Origin of the sequence: Pseudoduganella namucuonensis (assembly GCF_900116645.1) — a bacterium.
Taxonomy (GTDB): Bacteria; Pseudomonadota; Gammaproteobacteria; order Burkholderiales; family Burkholderiaceae_D; genus Rugamonas; species Rugamonas namucuonensis.
The window spans coordinates 124,315-147,307 of sequence record NZ_FPBO01000020.1 but is presented as its reverse complement, the minus strand read 5'-3'; the positions used below and the strand labels follow the sequence as shown (position 1 = coordinate 147,307).

General features: G+C 66.8%; 20 protein-coding genes. 9 read left to right on the top strand and 11 right to left on the bottom strand.

All coding sequences use genetic code 11. The features are described 5' to 3' along the window. Together BM436_RS20645 and BM436_RS20640 are read left to right on the top strand one after the other, a co-directional pair. Window positions 1-661, top strand: a 661-nt coding sequence (locus BM436_RS20645) for a phospholipase D-like domain-containing protein (RefSeq protein ID WP_229490545.1), incomplete at its 5' end; no start/stop codon positions are given. Between the two features lies 1 nt (window position 662). Beyond that, window positions 663-1,691 carry an SEL1-like repeat protein gene (locus BM436_RS20640; protein ID WP_093557416.1) on the top strand — a complete coding sequence of 343 codons (1,029 nt, stop codon included), beginning with the start codon at window positions 663-665 and terminating at the stop codon, window positions 1,689-1,691. 107 nt (window positions 1,692-1,798) lie between these two features. On the opposite strand, the gene BM436_RS20635 is transcribed toward BM436_RS20640, so the two are convergent. The 4 genes from BM436_RS20635 to BM436_RS20620 all read right to left on the bottom strand — a co-directional run bounded on the left by BM436_RS20635 (window position 1,799) and on the right by BM436_RS20620 (window position 7,372). Then, complete coding sequence (locus BM436_RS20635; RefSeq protein WP_093557415.1) at window positions 1,799-4,621, bottom strand: ATP-binding protein; 2,823 nt, start codon at window positions 4,619-4,621, stop codon at window positions 1,799-1,801. 174 nt (window positions 4,622-4,795) lie between these two features. Beyond that, window positions 4,796-5,701 (bottom strand): ribosome small subunit-dependent GTPase A, encoded by a 906-nt coding sequence (gene rsgA, locus BM436_RS20630; protein WP_093557414.1) that lies wholly within the window; start codon window positions 5,699-5,701, stop codon window positions 4,796-4,798. Further along, the gene (locus BM436_RS20625) at window positions 5,698-6,057 is read right to left on the bottom strand and encodes a 4a-hydroxytetrahydrobiopterin dehydratase (protein WP_093557413.1); all 360 of its coding nucleotides are present in this window, start codon (window positions 6,055-6,057) and stop codon (window positions 5,698-5,700) included. Before BM436_RS20625 ends, rsgA begins: the two co-directional genes overlap by 4 nt. 46 nt (window positions 6,058-6,103) lie before the next feature. Then, window positions 6,104-7,372 (bottom strand): M48 family metallopeptidase, encoded by a 1,269-nt coding sequence (locus BM436_RS20620; RefSeq protein WP_093557412.1) that lies wholly within the window; start codon window positions 7,370-7,372, stop codon window positions 6,104-6,106. 47 nt (window positions 7,373-7,419) lie between these two features. Here BM436_RS20620 and orn point away from each other — a divergent pair, with 47 nt between their 5' ends. Both orn and BM436_RS20610 read left to right on the top strand, forming a co-directional pair. Further along, complete coding sequence (gene orn, locus BM436_RS20615) at window positions 7,420-8,004, top strand: oligoribonuclease (protein ID WP_177307372.1); 585 nt, start codon at window positions 7,420-7,422, stop codon at window positions 8,002-8,004. Window positions 8,005-8,135: 131 nt separating this feature from the next. Continuing rightward, window positions 8,136-8,597, top strand: a complete 462-nt coding sequence (locus BM436_RS20610) for a cache domain-containing protein (protein ID WP_093557410.1) — start codon at window positions 8,136-8,138, stop codon at window positions 8,595-8,597. Between the two features lie 9 nt (window positions 8,598-8,606). Here BM436_RS20610 and BM436_RS20605 read toward each other — a convergent pair whose 3' ends face one another. From BM436_RS20605 to BM436_RS20590, 4 genes are all read right to left on the bottom strand, one after another. Next, entirely contained in the window at window positions 8,607-9,623 is a 1,017-nt protein-coding gene (locus BM436_RS20605) for an alpha/beta hydrolase (protein WP_218164899.1), read from the bottom strand. A 122-nt stretch (window positions 9,624-9,745) separates the two neighbouring features. Further along, window positions 9,746-11,116 carry a DUF1501 domain-containing protein gene (locus BM436_RS20600; RefSeq protein WP_093557408.1) on the bottom strand — a complete coding sequence of 457 codons (1,371 nt, stop codon included), beginning with the start codon at window positions 11,114-11,116 and terminating at the stop codon, window positions 9,746-9,748. 13 nt (window positions 11,117-11,129) lie between these two features. Further along, on the bottom strand, window positions 11,130-12,725 hold the full coding sequence (locus tag BM436_RS20595) for a DUF1800 domain-containing protein (RefSeq protein WP_143133250.1): 1,596 nt from the start codon (window positions 12,723-12,725) through the stop codon (window positions 11,130-11,132). A gap of 174 nt (window positions 12,726-12,899) precedes the next feature. Continuing rightward, window positions 12,900-13,592, bottom strand: coding sequence for a UPF0149 family protein (locus BM436_RS20590; protein ID WP_093557406.1), 693 nt, complete (start codon window positions 13,590-13,592; stop codon window positions 12,900-12,902). Between the two features lie 87 nt (window positions 13,593-13,679). Between BM436_RS20590 and BM436_RS20585 the strand changes: the two genes are divergently transcribed. Together BM436_RS20585 and BM436_RS20580 are read left to right on the top strand one after the other, a co-directional pair. Next, window positions 13,680-14,690, top strand: coding sequence for a serine/threonine protein kinase (locus tag BM436_RS20585; protein ID WP_093557405.1), 1,011 nt, complete (start codon window positions 13,680-13,682; stop codon window positions 14,688-14,690). Window positions 14,691-14,875: 185 nt separating this feature from the next. Then, complete coding sequence (locus BM436_RS20580; RefSeq protein WP_093557404.1) at window positions 14,876-17,194, top strand: coiled-coil domain-containing protein; 2,319 nt, start codon at window positions 14,876-14,878, stop codon at window positions 17,192-17,194. Between the two features lie 106 nt (window positions 17,195-17,300). On the opposite strand, the gene lysA is transcribed toward BM436_RS20580, so the two are convergent. Beyond that, window positions 17,301-18,596, bottom strand: a complete 1,296-nt coding sequence (gene lysA, locus BM436_RS20575; protein ID WP_093557403.1) for a diaminopimelate decarboxylase — start codon at window positions 18,594-18,596, stop codon at window positions 17,301-17,303. A 109-nt stretch (window positions 18,597-18,705) separates the two neighbouring features. Here lysA and BM436_RS20570 point away from each other — a divergent pair, with 109 nt between their 5' ends. After that, complete coding sequence (locus BM436_RS20570; protein ID WP_093557402.1) at window positions 18,706-19,632, top strand: LysR family transcriptional regulator; 927 nt, start codon at window positions 18,706-18,708, stop codon at window positions 19,630-19,632. Between the two features lie 2 nt (window positions 19,633-19,634). Here BM436_RS20570 and BM436_RS20565 read toward each other — a convergent pair whose 3' ends face one another. Together BM436_RS20565 and BM436_RS20560 are read right to left on the bottom strand one after the other, a co-directional pair. Beyond that, a complete protein-coding gene (locus tag BM436_RS20565; protein WP_093557401.1) occupies window positions 19,635-20,009 on the bottom strand; it encodes a DUF8785 domain-containing protein in 375 nt (124 codons plus the stop codon). 50 nt (window positions 20,010-20,059) lie between these two features. Further along, a complete protein-coding gene (locus BM436_RS20560) occupies window positions 20,060-21,085 on the bottom strand; it encodes a DUF475 domain-containing protein (protein WP_093557400.1) in 1,026 nt (341 codons plus the stop codon). Between the two features lie 99 nt (window positions 21,086-21,184). On the opposite strand from BM436_RS20560, the gene BM436_RS20555 reads away from it, so the two are divergent. Together BM436_RS20555 and BM436_RS20550 are read left to right on the top strand one after the other, a co-directional pair. Beyond that, window positions 21,185-21,607 (top strand): divergent PAP2 family protein, encoded by a 423-nt coding sequence (locus BM436_RS20555; protein ID WP_093557399.1) that lies wholly within the window; start codon window positions 21,185-21,187, stop codon window positions 21,605-21,607. 213 nt (window positions 21,608-21,820) lie between these two features. Further along, complete coding sequence (locus BM436_RS20550; protein ID WP_093557398.1) at window positions 21,821-22,993, top strand: efflux RND transporter periplasmic adaptor subunit; 1,173 nt, start codon at window positions 21,821-21,823, stop codon at window positions 22,991-22,993.

Genomic DNA, 22,993 nt, shown 5'->3' with positions numbered 1-22,993 from the left:
GTGGGCGCAGCACTTGTGCGCATGCGTGCAGAGGCAGCGGGAAGGCGGATACACCAAGCCGATCTACGTCTTCATCCTGACATCGACACCCGAGATAGCTGGCATGGACCCGGCCACCTACGATGTGGCCAAGACGCTGGGGCATAGCCACACCATGGTGTACGAGCACGCGGAAACAGTGGAGAAGGCGCGCAAGCGTCTCCAAGCCGAGCCGCTTACCCCCGAGAAGCTGGCCAAGTTCGGTATCAACGTGGTCATGGGATCGCTTTGGACCTGCGCCAAGCCGCCCTCGAGCCGCAGATTGCGGCCTGATGAATACGAGGAAATCTATATCCACGCCAAGGTCGCCATCGTCGATGACGCCGCGTTTACGATCGGGTCGGCCAACCTGAATCTGCGCAGCATGGCGCTGGATAGCGAACTGAATGTGCTGAGCGAGGCGAAGGATGTGGCGTATCAGCTTCGCTGCGATCTTTTTAGGCAATGTAGTGGAAATCCTGGTGATCCAGGCCCAGCCCAATTTTCGAACATGCTAAAAGTGTTTGAAAATTGGAAGGAAGATATGGAAAAGAATGCGGCTTCCATGAAGTCTGGGGCGCGCCTTGTGAATCAGTTGATGCCTTTCCATGTCGATCGCAAGCCTGGTAAACCGGTGATTTGACATGAGAATTAAACACACGAATACGTGGATAAAATTCAGCATTTTTTTTGTCGTCGCTATTGGCACTTATCTGATCATTCAATATTTAGGATATCGCACCATGCACGCTATTCCAGACGGACTTAGAAATTTTGACGCCGAAGCTTCAATTCCCATTTGTGGTAGATGGAAAGATCATATGCCTAGGACTCGTAATGCGGAGGTATTCCACTCATATATGGAGGCGCGTAAGCTCTGGCGCAGCAAGATCGAGTGGCAACTGACCCGGCAGGAAGCCATGCATATTCTTACGAGCGTCGAATCGGCATCGAAAAAAGGCGACTGGGGTGCGCGTGCGCTTATGGCATATTTCTATCGCACCGGATTGGGGCCATTACCTTCCAATAATGTCCTTAAGGAAGACATAAACAAGTCCGTGGAGATTGTTCGTCAAGGCGTGGCGGCCGGTCAGCCATGGGCGTTTTATGATCTTGGAGTGGCTCATCACCATGGTTACGGCGATGCTGTTTACAATCAGGATTTTGCATGGGCCTACTTCCTGAAGGCGGCAGAGTTAGGTAGTCCGGATGCGCAATTGGCACTGGCGGATGCTTACGGTAAAGCTGGAAGATTGGAGGAGGAGAGGGAGATGGTGCATTGTGCTTACCAGCAAGGACATGGGGAGGCAGCTTACAGGTTGGCAATCGAAGCGGAGGTGCAGAATCGCTTAAAGGAGGCCTTGTCCTTGTATCAGGATGGGGTCCGTTTCGGATGCGATCGGTGTGCCTCGTCGCTTTCCCTATTGTTTGGTGATGGAAATAGGCGTACGTCAACTGAGCAAGAGAAAGACGAGTTTAAACAGTTGGGCGTGTTCGTCGATCTGGATCGAGAAAAGAGATACAGGGAAATCTCGGATGCTTTAGTGGTAAATCCTGATCTGAAGTTCAGTCGGTTGGATGAATTCTTGCCTTTACCTCCGGCGAAACTTCCGGAGTGGCGGGGTGTTTCCGACGTGATCACGCCTGAGCCGGACGGGCCGCCAACCTACTGATTTGAGCGTCGACGACAAGGAGGCCGCATGCCCTTGAAAATCATCACCGTCGGCGACGGCAACGACCATGGCGGCAAACCGATCGGCGACGTCAACGCGACGGTGGGCTAATGGTAAATCGCCGCCGGCCCCGTCTCCTCGTGCTCCGGCGCCGTCAGCGGCAGGTCCAGCGAGAACGTGGTGCCTTCGCCGCTGCTGGCCACGCCGATCTGGCCGCCCAGCAGCGAGGTCACGATGTTGTAGCTGATCGATAGCCCCAGGCCGCTGCCACCCTGGCCCAGCTTGGTGGTGAAAAAGGGGTCGAAGATGCGGTTTTGATACTCTTCGGCGATGCCGACGCCGTTGTCGCTGAAGCGGATCAGCACCCGGCCCTCGACCGGGCAAGTGGCCACCAGCCGCATCTGCCCATGCTCGCGGCCCTCGAACGCGTGCAGCAGCGCGTTGTTGATGAAGTTGGCGATCACCTGGCCGAAGGGGCCGGGATAGCTGTCCATCGCGATACCGTCCGCCACCTCGTACTTGAGGCTGTGCTTGGCGTTGCGGATGCGGTTCATCATGGTGGCGATCACCTCGTGCGTCACCTGCTGCAGGTTGAAGTTGCGGCGCTGCTCGGTGGTGCGGTCGACCGCCACCTGCTTGAAGCTGTTCACCAGGTCGGCCGCGCTGGTTAGGCCGCGCATCACCAGCTCGGACGCCTTCTGCGCGTCCGAGATGAAGGCCGCCAGCTCGGAGCGGCGCAGGCCGGCGCCGTTCATCTGCCGCTCGATCTCCGCCGTCTTTTGCTGCAGCGTGCTGGCGATCAGCAGGCTGTTGCCGATCGGCGTGTTCAGCTCGTGCGCCACGCCGGCCATCAGCGAGCCGAGCGCGGCCAGCTTTTCCTGCGACACCAACTGGGTTTGCGCGTCCTGCAGCTGGCGGTAGGCCTGCGCGTTGTCCAGCGCGATGGCGCCGTAGGCGCACAGCGTGCGGAAGATCAGCCGCTCGCGCTCGCCGTAGGCGCAGGTGCCCAGCGCCTGCACCGTCATCACACCCAGGCAGCGCTCGCCCACCAGCAGCGGCACGTACAGCGCGCTCAGGTTGGGGCAGGTGCCGGGCGTGCTCGGGAAGCCGTCCCGGGACAGGTCGTCCACGTACACCTCGCGCCGTTCGGCCAGGCTGCGCACCGAATAGGAACGCGGATGCGTCAGCGGGATGGTGTTGGACGGCAGCGGCCGGCCGCCCTCCACGCCGAAGGCGCGCGTCAGCGCCGCGCCGTCGGCGGCGCACAGGTAGATGGCGAAGGTGTCGGCCGGCAGCAGCGCCTGCACGTGGCGGTTCAGCGCGGCGAACACGCCGGCCGCGTCCAGGTGGGTGGTGATTTCCCGGCCGATGGCGGACAGCCGCTCCAGGGTGGCGCTGGTCTGCGCCAGCACCTCGGCCCGCCGCGCCTCGGAGGCGGCCAGTTCGCGGTGGTGCAGGCCCTCGGCGCGCGCCTTTTGCGTCTGGTGGTGCACCTGCATGGCGACGGCGCGGTTGGTGGCCTCCTGGCTGTGGGTCTTGTCGCGCGCGGCGCCGGCGGCCAGCGCCATCTCGTAGGCGCGCTGGTGGCTGCCGGCGGCGGCGTATTCGCGCGCCACCGCGTCCAGCAGGTCGCCGGGCAGGGTGTAGCCATCTATCGTCTTGGCCACGGCCAGCGCCTGGTGCAGATAGTGCAGGGTGGCGTTCGGCTCCGTCATGCCGTCCGGGCAGGGCAGCGCGTGCTGGCTGTGGATGATGGACAGCACCCGCAACGCCGTGATCTGGTGGTAGGCGTTGCGCTGTTCGGCCGCCAAGCGCACCGCGTCGTGCGCCGCCTCCAGCGCCTCGCGCGCCAAGCCCAGGCCGGACAGCGCGTGCGCCTGGCCGCGCTTGGCCACGGTGTGGAAGTCGGCCTGCTGCAGCGCCTCGGCGCGCCCCGCGAGGCGGGTGAAGGCGTCCAGCGCGGCGCCGAAATCGTCCTTGTCCAGCGACAGGTCGCCCAGGTATTGCAGCGCGATGGCGTAGCTGCGCGCGCCGGAGATCGGCGCCAGGATCTCCAGCGCCTCGTGCAGCAGTTCCTCGGCCGCGTCGCGCCGGCCCAGGCGGCGCATGGTGTCGGCCGTGTGCATCAGCGCCGAGCCCACGCTGCGCGGCCAGCCGGTGGGGCGCGCCAGGTCGAGCGCGCACTGCATCCATTCCAGCGAGGCCTGGTGGTCGTTCAGGTTGGTGAAGTCCTCGCCGATGTTGGTGGCGGCGATGATGGCGGCGCGCAGCTGGCCCGTTTCCAGCGCCGCCTCGTAGCAGCGGATGTAGTGGCTGGCGGCCATGCCGAAATTGCTGGACTGGCTGGCGGCGATGCCGTGGTAGTCGTGGGTCCAGGCGGCCACGCCGCAGGGCGGGGCGCCGTCGCCGCCGTCCGCGCGCCGCAGGCGCTCGGTCCAGGCGGGGGCGCGGTTCGGCTCGCGCAGGATGTCCCAGCGCGCGACGGTCGCCTCCAGGATGCGCAGCCGGTGTTCGTCGCGCGCCCGCGTGGCGGCGGCCGTGGCCAGCTCCAGTTCCAGGTCGCGCCGGGCGTGGTCGCCGCGGTCGATGGCGATCCAGGCCTGCAGCCAGTGCGCGTCCGCGCAGCCGGCGTGGTCGCCTTGCGCGCACAGCGCGGCGAAGGCCTGGCCGGCTTGCGCCTCGGCGGCGTCCAGCGCGCCACGCAGCCACTGCACCTCGGCGCGCACCAGCTGCATGCGGGCGCGTTCGGCCGCTTGTTCATGGGGGAGCAGGGACAGGGCCTCGGCGGCCAGGCCGTCGGCGCGGTCGCTGTCGCGCTGGCGCAGGTGCCAGGCCAGCGGCGGCAGCACGGCGAGGCGCGCGGGACCGCGCAATGGAAGCAGCGCGACCTCCCATCGCGCAACCTCGTCCTCGACCGCGAACATGTCCATCACGTCCCCTGAATTTTGCCGTCATCGATATGATAATGCTCTAGAGCATTGAAAGGTGCAATCGACTTTTTTAAAAAAAGCCAACTGTCTTGTCGTCCAGGCAAGGGAGTGTGATGGGTCGTACAACACCGCCCGCTTGCGGGCGCGGGCGGCTGGGGGAGGGCGGTCGACGCCTCAGTACAGCGTCTGCGCCGATTCGTGCAGCAGCTGGCCGTACAGCGCGTGCCGCATGGGGGAGATCTCGCCGGAGGCGACCGCGTCCCGGATCGGGCACTGCGGCTCGTTCAGGTGGCGGCAGTTGTAGTACTTGCAGCCGCCCAGGTAGGGCTGGAAATCGCGGAAGGCGCGCTCCAGCATGCCCTCGCTCAGGTGGTACAGGCCGAACTCCTGGAAGCCCGGCGAATCGATGATGGCGGTGCCCTCGCCGAGTTCGGGCATCGTGTACAGGCGCGTGAAGGTGGTGGTGTGCTTGCCGGTGTCCAGCGCGGCCGAGATCTCGCGCACGGCGATGTCGGCGTCCGGGATCAGCAGGTTGATCAGCGAGGACTTGCCCATGCCGGACTGGCCGATCAGGATCGAGCTCTGGCCCGCCAGCAGCGGCTTCAGGGTGGCCACCGTCTGTTCCGGCTGCGTCTTGGCCGACACCTCGTGCACCGGGTAGCCCAGCTTGGAATACACCGTCAGGCGCTCGCGGGTGCGCTGCAGCGATTCGGTCACGTCCACCTTGTTCAGGATCAGGTGGGCCTGGATGCCGGCCGCCTCGGTCGCCACCAGCGCGCGCGACACCAGGTCGTCCGTGAAGCCGGGCTCGGTCGCGACCACGATGAACAGCTGCGTGACGTTGGCCGCCAGCAGCTTGGACTTGTACTGGTCCGAGCGGTACAGCAGCGTCTTGCGCTCGGTGATGGCGTCGATCACGGCCTGGTCGTTGGACGTCAGGGTCAGCTTGACGACGTCGCCGACCGCGACATTGGTCTTCTTGCCGCGGGTGACGCACTGCAGCTTCTGGCCGTCCGCGTCGGCGAGGTAGTGGCGGCCATGGGCCGCGATGATGGTGCCGGTCAGTGCCTGTTTGCTCATGCAAGCTCCAGCATCAGGGCGTCCGCCTTGGCTGCGCAAATGAAATCGTTGAGGGACAGGCCGCCCTGGCCCGCGTTGACGGAGTGCGTGTCGTAGCGCACCACGCAGTTCTTGTACGTCACCGTCAGTTCCGGGTGATGGTCCTGGTGGTGGGTGAACCAGGCCAGCGCGTTCACGAAGGCGATGGTTTCAAAGTAGTTGGCGAAGCCGAATTCGCGTACCAGCTTGCCGTCTTCCAGGCGCCACTGCGGCAGCAGGGCGGCCAGGCGCGCGGCCTCGGCGCCGTCCAGCGCGTCCTTGGCGGGCGCGCAGCGCAGGCGCAGCAGGTCGCCGCTGTGTTGGATGGATGTCGTCATAGTAGTGGTCGATGAATTGGTCAATGATTTGGTCAATGAGAGGTCCTCATTGCGCGGCCATGTTCAGGTGCCGGATGCGCACGCTGGCCGGCGGGTGGGAATCGTAAAACGCCGAATGCAGGGGATCGGGCGTCAGCGTCGAGGCGTTGTCCTCGTACATCTTGACCAGGGCCGACACCAGGTCGCGCCCGTCGGTGTGCTTGGCGGCGAAGGCGTCCGCCTCGAATTCGTGCTTGCGCGAGCTGAGCGAAGTCAGCGGGCCCAGCAGGAAGGTGAAGACCGGCAGCGCCAGCATGAACAGCAGCAGCGCCATGGCGTCGTTGCTCTGGCCAGGCAGCAGCAGCGGATCGACGCCCAGGCCGGTGTAGAACCACAGCTGGGTCTTGAGCCAGCCCAGCAGCGCCAGGAAGCCCAGCGAAATGGCGAACATCATCGCGATGCGCTTGATGATGTGCTTGAGCTTGAAGTGGCCCAGCTCGTGCGCCAGCACCGCCTCGATCTCCTGCGGCGCCAGGCGCGACAGCAGGGTGTCGAAGAACACGATGCGCTTGTTGGCGCCGAAGCCCGAGAAATAGGCGTTGCCGTGCGCGCTGCGCTTGGAGCCGTCCATCACGAACAGGCCCTTGGAGGCGAAGCCGACGCGCTTCATCAGGCCCTCGATGCGCGACTTCAGCGACTCGTCGGACAGCGGCGTGAACTTGTTGAACATGGGCGCGATCACGGTGGGGAACAGCACCATCATCAGCAGCTGGAAACCGCTCCAGACGAACCACGCGTACAGCCACCACAGCGCGCCGCTCTTGTCCATCAGCGTCAGCACCACCCACACCAGCGGCAGGCCGATCGCGGCGCCCAGCGCCACGCCTTTACCGATGTCGGCGAAGAACAGGCGCTTGCTCATCTTGTTGAAGCCGAACTTCTGCTCCATGCCGAATTGTTTATAGTAATCGAACGGCAAGTCGATCAGGCCGGAGATGGCGGCGTAGGCCACCAGCAGGCCGATCTGGTAGGCCATGCCGGGGCCGGTCAGCTTGTAGACCTCCACCGACAGCCACTGCAGGCCGCCCAGCAGGGTGAAGCCGATCAGCACGGCGGCGTTGACCAGCATGGCCAGCATGCCGAACTTGGTTTTCGCGATGGTGTAGTCGGCCGCCTTCTGGTGCGCGTGCAGCGGGATTTTCTCCGCGAACTCGGCGGGCACGGCGGCGCGGTGCGCCAGCACGTGGCGGATGTGGCGCGAGGCCAGCCAGAAGCGCACCCCCAGCGTCAAAACCAGGAAAGAGACGAACAAAATCGAAAACGCGTGTGAATACATTCTATGCCTGTGAGAAAATGGCGGATTGTTTAGGCCAAGAGAGAATTATGTCACAAGCGACCGAAATCCCAACGACTACCCACCAGCAGCGTCCCAACGAAATGAACCTGGTGTGGGTGGACATGGAAATGACCGGCCTGGAGCCCGACACCGACCGCATCATCGAGGTGGCGGTGGTGGTCACCGATATGCACCTGAATTTTCTGGCCGAAGGCCCGGTGTTCGCGATCCACCAATCCGACGAAGTGCTGGACAAGATGGACAACTGGAACAAGGGCACCCACGGCCGTTCCGGCCTGACCGAGCGCGTCAAGGCGTCCACCGTGACCGAGGCGCAGGCCGAGGCCGAGCTGATCGCCTTCATGAAGCAATGGGTTCCCGCCGGCAAATCGCCGATGTGCGGCAACACCATCGGCCAGGACCGCCGCTTCATGGTGCGCTACATGCCCAAACTGGAGGCGTTCTTCCACTACCGCAACGTGGACGTGTCGACCCTGAAGGAACTGTGCAAGCGCTGGAAGCCGGAAATCGTGGGTGGCTTCAAGAAGCACCAGAAGCACACGGCGCTGGCCGACATCACCGAGTCCATCGAAGAGCTGAAGTACTACCGCGAGCACTTCATCAAGCTGTGATGGCGGGGCGGTGTCGCCGCCGCGCCACGCCTGCGTATTGCTACTGACGACAAGGCCGCGGCGCCGCTTCATACTCGGATCAGGGTTGCTCCTAGGCACCCGTAAAAACATCCGAGTATGGAGACAATGATATGAAAACACTCATTCGCGCCGCCGCACTGGGCGCCGCGCTGTCCCTCCTGGCGCCCGCGTCCGCGGCGGACAAGGGCACGGCCGCCGAGGCGGTCGCCATGACCCAGAAGGCGATCGCATACATCAAGGAAAACGGCAGGGAAAAAGCCTTCGCGGAATTCGCCAATCCCGCCAACGCCACCTTCCACGACCGCGACCTGTACGTCTACGTGTACGACACGCAGGGCGTCGCGCTGTCGCACGGCATCAATCCCAAGATGGTCGGACGCAACCTGCTCGAATTGCGCGACGGTGAAGGCAAATACATCGTCAAGAGTTTCATCGAGACCGCCAGCGGCCCGGCCGGCAAGGGCTGGGTGGAATACAAATGGCCCAATCCGCTCACCAAGTCGGTGGACCCCAAGGCCGGCTACGTGGAGCGGCTCGGCGACCTGATCGTCGGCTCCGGCATCTACAAATAAGCCAGCGTCCTACCTCGCCGCCGGCGCGATCCGCGTGGTGAGGATGATGTACTGGGCCTGGACCATGGCCGGGTTCGGGTCGTGCCCGGTGTTTTGCAGCAGCAGGTATTCCTTGCGCGGTGCGGCGATGGAATCGAAATAGCGCTTCGCCACCTCGGGCACCGTCACCAGGTCTTCCGACCCTTGGACCAGGTACACGGGAATCTTGAAATCCAGGCCGAGCTTGGGCAGGTCCAGCGTGGACAGCATGCCATTGCCCTTCATGCCGACGAACTGCAGCCAGGAATAGTCCTCGCCGCTTTCGTAATCGGCGCGCGCCTTGTCGGTGGCGTAGGCGGGCGCGTGCTCCCACCACGACGCGGGCCCCTGCGCCGAGGTTTTCGCCTCGTAGACGCGGGTGGCGCGGCGCAGGATGCCGGGTGCGCGCGGATTGGTCCAAGGCGGCTCGCCCAGCGGCTCGATGGCCGCCAGTGTTTTCGCGTCGCCGGCGGCGCGCGCCAGCGCCAGCGCCTTGCGGTAGCTGGCGATGTCGTTTTCCGGGTGGCTGACCAGCTGTCCCGTGCCCAGGTAGGCCGCGAACAGATCGGGGCGCGACTTCGCCATGTGCACCGCCAGCACCGATCCCCAGGACGAGCCGAACAGGATGACGTTCTTCTTTTTCAAGCGCTCACGCAGATGGGCCGCCAGCTCCGTGCCGTCGGCCGCCATGCCCGCGATGGTCAGCGGCGCCCCGCCGCCGTCGGACGGGACGGGATTGCGGGCGAAGGTCCGTCCCGCGCCGCGCTGGTCCCAGTGCACCAGCGTGTAGTCCTTTTCCCAGGCGCGGTAGGGCGAGTTCGCGTACGGCGACAAGGGGTTGCCCGGTCCGCCGTGCACGAACAGCACGACGGGGTTGTCGCAGCGCTCGCCCTTGACCGTCACCCACTGCTCGATGCCGCCGATTTTCACGTAGCCCTCGTAGTCCAGTTTCTGGTCGCCCGCCGCGCATCGCGGCACCTCCTGGGCGCCGGCGTGCAGTGGAAGCAAGGGGAGGCAGGACGCGAAAAGAATGCCGGCGAGTTTGCGCATCGGGATGGGGATCGGGGTTGTCGGAATTGCACTATAGCATGCCGCTTTTCCGTCGTACCGGCGCCGCTGCCCCCCATTCCTCAGTTCATGAAGCCGATATCCTTCACCGCGAAGCCCGCCAGTTCGTTCTTGAACACCTGTGTTTCCAGCATGTCGGTGTCGGCGCCGAACCAGCGGCCCAGGGTGGCGCCGTATTGCTGGTTGGAGATCCGGGGTATCCACACGCCGCGCCCGGTGGCGTCGTCCCCGCCGCCCAGCGTGAAGTCGGGGAACTCGCCGTACAGCCCGCCCTTGACCGCGCCGCCGATGATCAGGTGATGGTTGCCCCAGGCGTGGTCGGTGCCGCCGCTGTTGGGCTGCAAGGTGCGGCCGAAGTCGGACATGGTGAACGTGGTGACCTGCTGCTGCGCGCCGATCTCGCCCAGCGCCTGCTGGAACGCGGCCACCGACTGCGACACCTGGCGCAGCATGTCGAACTGCTGGTAGGCCTGGCCGCCGTGCGTGTCGAAGCCGCCCTGCGACACGAAATACACCTGCCGTCCCGGACCTTGCTGCGAACGCAGCCGGATCAGCTGCGCCACCGTCTTCAGTTGCTGGGCCAGGCCGTAGCCGGGGAACACGGTGGACAGCGCCGCGCCGGAGGCGGCCGCTTTCAGGTCCGTCACCAGTTCCATGCCGTTCAACAGCGAGCGGTTGGCGGTCGCCGCCACGACGTTGGGATTGCTGGCCGATAGCAGCTGCACCAGCGCCGCGCGGCGCTTGTCCGCCTCGGCCTGCGGCCAAAAGTTCATGCCGGCCAGGTTCAGCTGGCCATTGCCCGGGATCAGGTTGCCGTGCGTCTTCGCGCCCTCGATGAACAGGCCGCCGGAGCTGAGCGCGACCGCGTCCAGGTCGCCGCCCGTGCCCAGCAGGTCCACCAGGCGCCCGCCCCAGCCCGTGCCAGCCGCCGACGGCGTGCCGGCCTGGTTCTGCAATTGCTGGTCCGGATGCGAGAACAACTGCGGCGGAATCGCCGTGCCGGCCTGGTACTGCGCCTTGGTCAGCGGCTGGCGCAGGCTGCCCACGTTCAGCAGCGCGGCCACCTGGCCTTGGCCGTACAGCGCGTCCAGTTCCGGCATGCCGTAGTGGAAGGCGAACGGCTGGTCCACCGGCGAGGCCACCGCCTGCAGGCGCGCGCTGCGCTGGCCCAGCAGCGTCTTGGCGTTGGCCGACAGCGCCAGGCCGCCCCGTATCGCCGTGTACTTGCCGTAGCGGACGGTGTCCAGCGGCACGATCATATTGTTGCCGTCGTTGCCGCCGAACATGTACAGGCACACCAGCGCCTTGTAGTCCGCGACGGCCGCGTGGGCGGGCTTGGCGGCCAGCAGGCCCAGGCTGGACAGCGCGCCCAGCATGCCGGCCTGCGCGCCCAGGCCGAGGAAGCCGCGGCGTGACATGGATTGCTTGCTCATGGCGATCTCCTGGTTATTGCTGAACCGCGAATTCGGCGGTGATGGCGGTCAGGTACAGGGCGGTGATGGCGCGCTGCTTCTTGTCGGCGGTGGCGGCGACGGACGCGGCGATCGCGGCCCGGGCCGCGGCGGACATGCGGCCCTGCAGCAGTTTCGCGTCCACCAGGTTCAGCAGCGCGGTGGCGTCGCCCGCCGCGTTCACGAAGGGCGCGATGTCGAGGCTGACCATGCTGCCGGCGTTGCCGGCGATGAATTGGTACAGGAAGTTGGCGCGCGCCACCGCCTGGGCCGGGGCGTACAGCTGGAACTCGGGGCCGAACTTGTCGGTCGTGCCCGGCAGGCGCGTCATCGGCGAGTAGAAGTTGAACACGCTGGGCGCGTTCAGCAGCTTCTGGCCCAGCAGGAAGTACTCCCAGAACAGGTTGTTCGGGTTAAGCACGGTGCCGTCCAGCGCGCGGATCAGGCTCAGCGAGTGCAGGATCGGGTCCTTCAGCTTGCCGCGCGTGGCGCTCTCTTGCCGCGCCTCGGGATCGGTGAGGATGGCGGTCAGGGTCGCCTTCAGGTCGCCGCGCGCGGACGCGCCGCCGGCGAACACCGTGGCCACGCGCTCGATGTATGCCGGGCTGGGATTGCTGGTGGTAAAGGCGCGGATCAAGCGGGTGGCGATGAAGGGCGGCAGGTTGGGATGGTCGAACAGATTGTCCATCACCGCGTCGAAGTCCTGCCGCGTGGTCTGGCCGGCGGGCACGGACACGCCCCGCAGCAGCGTCTTGGCGGACTTGTCGTGCAGCTTGTCGCGCGGCTGCAGCGGGCCGGTGAAGTTTTCCCAGTTCTTGCCGGTGGCGTTGGCGCCGGTGTAGGTCCAGCCGCTCAGGGCGCGCGAGATGTCGGCGATGCGGGCCTGGTCGTAGCTGGGAACGGGATCGCCGTTGCGGTCGGTCTGCACGCTGCCGTCCTGGTTCAGCATCACGGGGCCGATGGTGAACAGCTGCATCACTTCGCGCGCGTAGTTCTCGTTGGGCGAGGGCGCCACGCTGTTGCCCAGGTCCAGGTATTTGCCCATGGACGGGTTCAAGCTCATCTCGCGCAGCAGGTCCTCGAAGTTGCCGAAAGCGTGCGTGGACAGCGTGGCCAGCCAGGGCCGCATTTCGTTGGCGTAGGGGTTCTTGTCGGCCGAGACCACGAAGATCTGCGACAGCGCGAAGATCATGCGCTGGCGCAGCTGGTCCTGTCCGCCGGCCATGTTTTTGTACCAGCCGGAGCGCAGCACGTTCAGCTCGGTGGTTTCCGGCACGGGGCTGGCGGGCAGGGCGAATTGCTGCGCCAGCCAGGCGGCCTGGCCCATGGTTTTCAGCTTGGCGATGTCGGCGGTGGTGGGGCCGAAGGTCGCTTGCTCCAGCAGGCGCGCGGCGGCCACCGTGGCGGCATCGGCGGCGGGCTGCGGGCCGATGGGGGCCGGGGTGGCGGCCGTGCCGGGTGTGGCCGACGTCGTCGTCGCGGGCTTGCCGCTCTTGGCCGTGCGCTCCAGTGACGCGGTCGCCGCCCAGCCGGACGCGGCCAGGCTCATCAGGCAGGCAGCCGCCCATGTCCGGTGCTGAAATGCTTGCATGGAATTCTCCTTGGTGTTGTTCTCCAAGTTTCCATGTGGCAAGTTGTGTGCCAGGCAAAAAGTGACGGGAATTCACACCCGCAGCCGCGGGCGCGGTGGCGAAGGACAATATTTGTCAGCGGGGAGGGGAGGCGGGCTGACAAAGATTGTCAGCCCGGGGGGGCTACGAAGGGATCAGGACTCGGCGCCGTGGCACTTCTTGTACTTTTTGCCGCTGCCGCAAGGGCAGTCGTCGTTGCGGCCGACTTTCGGCTCTTCGCGCTTGATGGTGGCCACCGGCGCCTTGCGGCGCGGCACCCAGAACTTGTAGATGGCCGGCAGGTTGGCTTCCAGTTCCTGGCCCAGCTTGTGCGCCTTGACCGGATCCTCCACCAGCGGCAGCTCGTCCTCTTCGATCTCGTCCGCGCCCAGCAGGTAGATCGGACGCATCAGGTCGCCCACTTCGGAATCCCAGATCTCGTCCCACGAACCGGGACGCAGCTCCATGCCTTCCCAGAAGCCCCAGCACCACGCCTCGGCGTCGATCAGCGTCTGGCCATCGACCTCGTGCTCGACGAACAGCGGCTCGAACTCCTTGGGCGCCACCTCGAACGTCACCAGCACCTCGTTCATGAAGCGCATGATCAGGTTGACGATGCGTTCCTCTTCCTTCGGATTCTTGAACTTGGGCGCGTCCTTGCCGTCCGGACCCCACACGCGCGACAGCCACTCGGCCGGCATGATCGGCTCCGGGCCGATGGCGATGGCGGTCAGGTAGCCGTGCAGGTGATCCATCGTCATCGAATCCTCCGGGCTGCGCTCGGACAGCAGGAAGTTGTCGAGTTCGTCGAATTCTTTTTCGGATAATGGCTGTTCGAGTGATGACATATGCTTGATCTTTCTTGATTGAAGCCGACAGTATACGCTGCGGCGCGGCTTCCGGGCGGAAAAAGGCGGGAGCGCTACAATGGCGGCATGAACCCACACACTCCAGCGGACCGGCCCGCAGACCAGCCCCACCCCTACGCCGCCCTCGGCCCCGATTGCGTGCTCGACGCCCTCGACAGCGTCGGCCTGCGCGGCGACGGCCGCCTGCTGGCGCTGAACAGCTATGAAAACCGCGTCTACCAGGTCGGCATCGAGGACGACAAGCCGCTGATCGCCAAGTTCTACCGCCCCGAGCGCTGGAGCGACGCGGCCATCCTCGAGGAGCACCGCTTCGTGGCCGAGCTGGCCGAGCGCGAGATTCCGGTGGTGCCGGCGCTGGCGCTGGACGGCCGCACGCTGCACAGCTACCAGGGTTACCGCTTCTCCGTGTTTCCGCGCCACGGCGGCCGCGCGCCCGAACTGGGCGACCCCGCCGTGCTGGAATGGACCGGGCGCTTCATCGGCCGCATCCACGCGGTCGGCAAGCTGGAGACCTACCGCGAGCGTCCCGCGCTGGACCTCGACACCTTCGGCCGCGAGCCGCGCGACTACCTGCTGGCCAACGGCTTCATCCCGCCCGAACTGAAGGACGCCTACGGCAGCGTGCTGGCGCAGGCGCTGGACGGCGTGCAGCGCTGCTACGACCGGGCCGGCGCCGTGGCCACGCTGCGCCTGCACGGCGATTGCCACGGCGGCAACGTGCTGTGGACCGACGCCGGGCCGCACTTCGTCGACTTCGACGACAGCCGCACCGGTCCCGCCATCCAGGACCTGTGGATGATGCTGTCCGGCGAGCGGGGCGAGATGGTGGGGCAGATGTGCGACATCCTGGCCGGCTACGAGGACTTCTGCGACTTCGACCCGCGCGAGCTGCACCTGATCGAGGCGCTGCGCACCCTGCGGCTGGTCCACTATTCCGCGTGGATCGCGCGGCGCTGGAACGACCCCGCCTTCCCCGTGGCCTTCCCCTGGTTCAACACCCAGCGCTACTGGCAAGACCGCGTCCTCGAACTGCGCGAGCAGATCGCCTTGATGGACGAGGCGCCGATCCAAGTCTAACTGCCGACGCCGCTTTGGGGTCAGACCCCAAACCGGCGTCGGCAGTGTGGGCGCGCCGCCAGGCAGCGGCGGAATCGGCGAATTGAGGCGGGTTTACCCGCCTTTTCGCCGCCTGGACGGTGGACACGCTCCTTGATAATGGGTACTCGGCATTCCCCGATCTCCCAGATTAAGCGAGTACTCTCATGCAAGCACCAGCGGACCAGTCTTTCCAAGCCGACTTCCCGGACGAAGAGGGCGCCGCGCCCGCGCCCCGCGCGCAGATGGAGATGAAAGCGATCCAGGAGGCCATCGCCCGCGTCGAGGCCGAGGCCAAGGCCGCCTGCGCGGCCGAGAACCGCGCCCACGCCGAGGCCCGCGCCCGCGCGCTGGCCGACGACCGCGCCGCCATGGACGCGGCCGCCGCCGCCGCCGCGCAGCAAAGCGCCCAGGCCGCCGAGGAGGCCATTTCCGCCAACCGCGAGCGCCTGGAAAGCCTGCGCGCCGCCGCCCAGGCCAGCGTGGCCCGCCTGGAAGCCGTCAAACTGGAAACCGCCGAACTGCGCGCCCGCGCCGAGACCGACGTGCAAGTGCGCCTGGCCGCCGAGCAGCGCGCCCGCGCCGAGGAGGAAAGCCGCAAGCGCGCCAGCGAGCAGATCGCCGCCGAGGCCGTCATGGCCGAGCAGGCGGCGCGCGCCGCCGAGGAACTGGCCGCGCAAACCGAACAAGCCCGCCTGCAGGCCGCCGAGCGCCTGGCCGCCGTGCAGGCCGCGCGCGAGGAGGTGGCCGGCATCGCGTCGGCCGACGCCCGACTGGCGACGCTGGCGCGCGAACGCGAGCGCCACGCCCACGGCGCCCGCCAGACCGCGCAGACTCTGGCCGACGCCGAGGCCGAGGCGCTGGAACTGACCGTGCAGCGCGAGCGCGCCGACCAGATCGCGCTGGAATCGGCCTACAACCGCGCCGCCGCCGAGGCGCGCGCGCTGGAGGAGGCCCGCGCGCTGGCCCACCTGGAGCAGGAACGCGAAGCGATCGCGCTTGCCAAGGCCGAATCCGAGCGCAGCGCCGCCAAGTCGCTGCACCTGCGCCTGCAGACCGAGAAGGAAATCCGCGACGCCGCCGTCCAGCGCGAGCGCCTGGAGGCCATGGCCGCCACCAGCGCCCAGGCCCGCCGCGACGCCGACGCCCGCATCATGGCGGCCACCGAGGCGCGCATCGAGGCGGACCGCGAACTGCGCGACACCGCGCTGGCCCGCGCCGAGGCGGAGCGGCAGGCCGAGATCGAGGCGCTGGCCAAGGTGGAAGCCGAGAAGCACGCGACGGAGCAGGCCAGCCTGCGCCAGGCCGCCGAGCAGGCCGCCGCCGAGGCCGCCCGCGCCGACAGCCTGGAACAGCAGCGCGCCGCCGAACTGGCCCAGGAACGCGTCTCGCTGTCGCGCGCCGCCGCCGAACTGATCAAGGCCCAAAACGAGGCCGAGGAGGTCGAGATCGCCGCGCTCACCGCCCACATGGAAGCGCAGCAGGCCGCCACCGCGCTGGCCGGGGAGCAGGCCGAGCTGGCCGCCCGCGTGCTGGCGGCCGAGCGGGAACGCGTGGCCGCCGAGCAGCTGGCCATCGCCGCGCTGAAGGAGCGCCTGGAGGCGGAAGAGGAGGCCCAGGCCGCCGCGCAACTGCGCGTGGCCGCCGAACAGCAACAGGCCGAGGCCCTGCGCCAGCAGCGGGAGGCCGAGCAGCGTCTGGCCCAGGCTGCCGACAAGGAAGCCGCCGCGATCCGCCTGATGACCGAACAAGTGGAAGCCGAGGCGGACCAGAAGGCCAGCGCCGCGCAGGCCGTGGCCGCGCAAGCCCGGCTGGCGGTGGAACTGGCCGAGGTGCACCAGGAACGCGCCCGCGTCGAAGAGGAAAAGGCCGCGCAGGCGGCCGAGCTGCTGAAGGCCGAGCGGGAATTCGTCGAGATCGAGCGCCGTTCGCTGGCCGTCATCGACGAAAAGCTGGTCCATCAGCGCAACGCCAGCGCCGCCGAGGCGCGCGCGGCGCAAGCCGTCGAGGAGCGTTTGGCCTCCGAGCAGGCCGCCGCCGACGCGGCGGTCGCCCGCGCCGAGGCGGAGGAACGGCAAGCCGAATTCTCCCGGCTGCGCGAACTGGCCGAGCAGGCCGCCACGCAGGCCGCGCTGGACAAGGCGGCCGAGCAGAAGGCCTTGATGGAAACCGCCCAGGCCCACGCCGCCATGCAGCGCAAGGTGGCCGACACCACGCAGGCCATGAACGCCGCCAAGCAGAAGCTGCTGGACCTGGAGGCGCGCCGCCAGCACGCCGCGCAGAACGCGCTGAGCGCGTTGGAGGAAAAGGTCGCCGCCGAGGAGGCGCACGGCAAGCTGGCCGACGAGGAGGGCGCCTTCGCCGCCACCCTGGCCGCCGCCCGCGCGCGCGCCGAACAGGAACAGTCCGAATCGCTGGCCCGCGACGTGATCGGACGGCTGAAGGAAACGGCGGAGTCGGTCACCTCGGTGTGGCGCTCGCGCTGAGCCGGTTTCCACCGGCGTCCACCGGGGACAGACTCGCGTTCACCGGCGCTTGCCTTCGCGGGGATTTGTGGCGCGGAAGTCTGTCCCCGGGTTTAGGCGGCGCCGTTCAGCTCATCCCGTCCACCTCGTGCGCGACGAGGTCGGCGTAGCTCTCGCGCCGGCGGATTTCGCGCACCTCCGTCCCGTCCACCATCACCTCGGCCGGCCTCGCGCGGGCGTTGTACTGGCTCGCCATGCTCATGCCGTAGGCGCCGCAGGAAAACACCGCCAGCACGTCGCCGCTCTTCATCGGCGGCAGTGGCCTGCCCAGCGCGAAATAGTCCCCCGTCTCGCAGATCGGTCCGACGATGTCGGTGGGCTCGAACGCGTTCGGCCCGGCCAGCGCGTTCCAGTGGCCGGTGTGGCTGCCGTGCTGTGCCGGCCACATGAAGTGCTCGGCCCCGTACATGCTGGGCCTGAGCAGCGTGTTCATGCCCGCGTTCAGCACCGTGACGAGACGGTCCCAGCCCTGCTTGACGTATTCCACCGTCGTCAACAGCACGCCCGCGTTGGCGCTGATCGAGCGGCCCGGCTCGATGATGAAGCGCTTGCCGCGCGCCCGCAGCGGTTCCAGGCGCTCGCAGATCGCGCGTCCCATGTCGACCAGCTCCGCGCCGCCTTCGCTCCGGCCGTAGTGCGCGGGGAAGCCGCCGCCCAGGTTGACGGTGTCCACGCGGCCGCCGCCGCGTTCCACTTCCGCCACCAGCTCCTCGATGCGGCCGATCGCGGCGAGATAGGTGCGCGTGTCGTGGATCGGCGAACCCAGGTGCACGTGCACGCCGCACACGTCCAGCCCGCGATGGCGGCCGGGGACGAACAGCGCCGCCGCGCGCGACAGCGGCACGCCGAACTTGGTCTGGCGCCCGCCGGTCGAGGTCTTGGCCGGCGTGCCGGCGTCGGCGACGTCCGGATTGACGCGCACGGCCACCCGCACCCGCTTGCCGGCCGCCAGCGCCGCCTCGTCCAGCCGCGCCATTTCCGCCTCCGACTCGGCGTTGAACATGTGCACGCCCTGTTCGACGGCGTAGCGGATCTCATCCATGGACTTGCCGACGCCGGCGAACACGATCCGGTCCGCCGCCACGCCCGCCGCCAGCGCGCGGTACAGCTCGCCGCCGCTGACCACGTCCATGCCGCAGCCCGCGTCGGCCAGCAGCCGCAGCACGCTCAGGTTGGCGCAGCTTTTCACGGAAAAGCAGATCATCGGCGCGGCCGGCGCGAAGGCCTGCCGTAGGGTGGCCACGTGCTCGCGCAGGGTGCGCGCCGAGTAGACGTACACCGGGCTGCCGTATCGCTCGACGATGCCGTGCGCGTCCACGCCCTCGGCGTGCAGCCGTCCGTCGATATAGCTGAAGTGGTCCATATTGTTTCCCTTGTCGGTGGTCAGTGATGGGGAAAGTATGGCCGTGCGCGCATTAATATAAAAATATCAGTTTGTCGGAGGTCTATTCATTTCTGATATGCTCGGGCCGATGAATTTCAATTTTAGACATGTCGAGGTGTTCTGGGCCGTGATGTCCACCGGCAGCGCCACGGCCGCCGCGGCCATGCTGCACACCTCCCAGCCCACCATCAGTCGCGAACTGGGCCGCTTCGAGCACGTGACCGGGCTGACCCTGTTCCAGCGCACCGGCGCCAAGCTGGTGCCGACCGAGCAGGCGCTGATGCTGTTCGAGGAGGTGCAGCGCAGCTACGTCGGCCTGCAGCGCATCGCCAGCGCGGCGGACGGCATACGGCACCACCGCCACAGCCAGCTGAGCATCACCTGCCTGCCGGCGTTCTCGCACGGCCTGCTGCCGCAGGTGTGCCGGCTGGCGCGGCAACGACATCCCGGCATCAGCGTCAGCATCGCGCCGCAGGAGGCGCCGGCGCTGCAGGAATCGCTGTCGGCGCAGCGCTACCACCTGGGATTGACGGAGGACCTGGCGGCGCCGCCCGGCACCGCCATCGAAACGCTGCTGCTGGAGGACGTGGTGTGCGTGCTGCCGGCGGGCCATCCGCTGTGCGCGCGCGAAGTGCTGGCGCCGGAGGATTTCGAGGGCAGGGACGTGGTGTGCCTGGCGCCGGAGGACCCCTACCGCCTGCGCACGGACAGCCTGTTCCGCGAGCGCGGCGTGGAGCGGCGCATGGTGGTGGAGACGCTCAGCGCCAGCGCCGTGTGCGCCACGGTCAACCTGGGCGTGGGGATGGCCATCGTCAATCCGCTGACGGCGCTGGAGTACGCGCCGCGCGGCCTGGAGATCAGGCGCTTTTCGGAGTCGATCCCGTACGCGGTGAGCCTGGTGCTGCCCAGCCACAGACCGGCGTCGGACAGCGTCGCGCGCTTCGCGGCGGCGCTGCGCGACACGTGCGCGGAGATCGGGGAGGCGCTGCGGACCCTGGCGGGACCGCGTGCTTAGCACTAGGGCTGCTGGAGCTGCACGCGCTCGGCGTAGTACTCGGTCTCGCCGAAGCACTGGGTCGGCACGCCCTTGTGCTGGGCGTAGCTGATCAGCACGCGCTTGCCGGTGGCGGCCGTCAATTGCTCGGCGACCAGGGGATCGCGCACGCTGAACTCGAACTTCTCCGGAATCGCGCCCGGCATCGAGGTCAGCAGCAGTTCGCCCTCCCAGGTCTTGCAGATCCAGCCCCGCTTGGAGAACTTCTGCAGGTAGCCGGCCCGTTCGCCCTCCGAGTAGGACACGCTGAGCGCGATCCACGCGTAGAGGGCGAAGGCCAGCCCGGCCGCCAGCACCAGGCAAAACAGGATGAGTTTGATGCGCAAGGGTTTGGTCATGTCTTGTCTATAGAGAGTGTCAACCTTGCGATCTTATCACCGTCTCGCCACTACGCCGTCATCGCGCGCCGGTGCCGGATGGACGACCACAGCGAAACGAGGATGAAGGCCACCCCGGACAGGCCGGTGAACCACTCGGGGATGTGGTACTTCACGCTGGCCAGCATGATCAGCGCCAGGATGCCGATCGCGTAGTGCGCGCCGTGCTCCAGGAAGACGAATTCATCCAGCGTGCCCTTGTGCACCAGGAACACCGTCAGCGAGCGCACGTACATCGCGCCGATGGCCAGGCCCAGCATGATGATGACCACGTCGGTGGTGATGGCGAAGGCGCCGATCACGCCGTCGAAGCTGAACGAGGCGTCCAGCACCTCCAGGTACATGAAGCCGCCGATGCCGCCCTTGGCCAGCGCCACGCCGGTGACCGGATCGTGCTCCTTGCTCTCGAGCAGGCCGCTGAGCCAGTCCACCGCCACGTAGATGACCACGCCCACCACGCCGGCCGTCATCACGCTCAGTTTCCTGTGTTCCGGCACCAGGGCCACGCAGCCGAACACCGCGAGCAAGGTCAGCAGAATGGACAGGCCATCGCCGGCCTTGCCCAGTTTTTCCTCCAGCCAGCCCAGCCAGTGCAGTTCCTTTTCCTCGTCGAACAGGAAGTTCAGGAACACCAGCAGCAGGAACGCGCCGCCGAAGGCCGCCACCTCCGCATGCACCCCGGTCAGGTAGCGGGAATACTCGTCGGGCGTGGTCAGCGCCATGTTCCACACATCCACCAGGCCCAGGCCGGTGGCCAAGGAAACGATCAGCAGCGGGAACAGCAGGCGCATGCCGAACACGGCCACCAGGATACCGACCGTCAAGAACAGTTTTTGCCAAAACGCGTTCCAACTGCGCAACACCGCCGCGTTCACCACCGCGTTGTCGAAGGACAGCGACACTTCCATGACGCCCAGCACGGCGGTGATCCACAGCGCCGTGACCAGTCCGCTCATGCCGCCGCGCTCATAGCCCCACCAGCAGGCACAGGCCATCAGGATGATGGTGACAATGATGGATACCGTGAAATGTTTCATGACGCTCCCTTTGCAATGTTGGCAAGCAGATTTTAGCCCAGTGCTATCGCCGGCAGTAAACACAATGCGATAATGCGGGATTGCAATAAAGGAAAATCGATGGATCTCGCATATCTCGTCACGCCCCTGGTCACCTGGACCCTGGTGGGGCCGATCAAATTCCTGATCAACAGCGTCAAGGCGCGCAAGTGGGCGTTCAACCTGGTGGGCAACGGCGGCTTCCCCAGCAACCACAGCGCGGTGGTGTCCAGCATGGCGACGTTGATCGCGCTGCGGGAGGGCATGGGGCATCCGGCGTTCGGGGTCGCGGTGACGCTGTGCTTCATCGTCGTCATCGACGCCAACAGCCTGCGCCAGCACGTCGGGCGGCAGGCCGCCGCCATCAACCGGGTCGCCGGGGACGACGCCGGCCACACCTGGCTGCGCGAGCGCATGGGCCACACGCTGGTCGAGATCGCCGGCGGCCTGTGCACCGGCATCGCCATCGGCCACCTGGTCCACGCCCTGTTCGGCAAAGCATAACAAAAACACAAAAAGGGGTCAGGTTCAATTTTCCACTGCGGCAATATTGAACCTGACCCCTTTTTGCTATTTTTGCAGTTTATCGGCAATTTCCGCACTTCGGTCGCTGTTTCTGGCAGTCCGTCTCTCGCTGATTGACACGGCGGAAGAGCCTAACGGATACTCAGCGGCTTATAGCTTACCCAGCTCTATTCCTATATTCGGAGATACCTTATGTTGCGCAAATCCCTGCTTGCTTTCGCTGTCGCCTCAGCTCTGGTCGCCTGCGGCAAACCCGCCAAGGAACCGGAGAAGGCCGCCGAGGGCGCCGCCAAGACCGCGGAGGGCAAGAAGGCGCCCGACAGCCTGCTGGTATCGGCCGAGGATCTGGTGACCGTGCGCTCGAACGCCGTGGCGTCCGGCCCCGTCATCACCGGCTCGGTGCAGCCCGAACGCAAGGCTGATTTGCGCGCCGAAGTGAGCGCTATCGTGCTGCAGGTGCTGAAGGAGAACGGCGAGGCGGTGCGCAAGGGCGACCTGCTGGTGCGCCTGGACGACACCTCCATCCGCGACAGCGTCAACTCGGCCGACGAGGCCACCCGCGCCTCCGGCCAGTCGCTGGAGCAGGCCACCCGCATGCTGGAGCGCCAGAAGACCCTGCGCGCCTCCGGCATGACCTCGGCCCAGGCCCTGGAGGACGCCGAGATCCGCCGCAACAACGCCCAGTCCGACCTGGCCGCCGCCAAGTCGCGCGCCGCCACCGCCCGCCAGCAGCTGCACCGCACCGAGGTGCGCGCGCCGTTCGACGGCGTGGTCAGCGAGCGCAAGGTGTCCAACGGCGACACGGCGCAGATCGGCAAGGAGCTGATCAAGGTGATCGACCCCACCAGCATGCGCTTCGAGGGCCTGGTCTCGGCCGACAAGATCGGCGTCGTGAAGGTGGGCCAGCCGGTGGCGTTCCGCATCAACGGCTACCCGGGCCAGAGCTTCACCGGCAAGGTCAAGCGCGTCGATCCGGCCGCCAACGCCATCACCCGCCAGGTCGAGGTGCTGGTCGAGTTCGCCGACAAGGCGCAGCCGCGCGTGGCCGGCCTGTACGCGGAAGGGCGCGTCGAGAGCGAATCGAACGCCATCCTGATGGTGCCGGACTCGGCCCTCGTGCGCAACGGCGACAACAGCTACGCCTGGCGCGTCAAGGACAAGGTGCTGGCCAAGGCCCCGATCACGGTCGGCTCGCGCGACGAGCGCAGCGGCAACTGGGAAGTGACCGCCGGCCTGGCCAGCGGCGACGTGGTGCTGCGCACCCAGGGCTCGAACCTGAAGGACGGCCAGAAGATCGAGATGGCGGCGCCCAAGGCCGTCGCCTCCGCCTCGACCGCGCCGGCCGCCGTCAGCAAAGGAAACTAA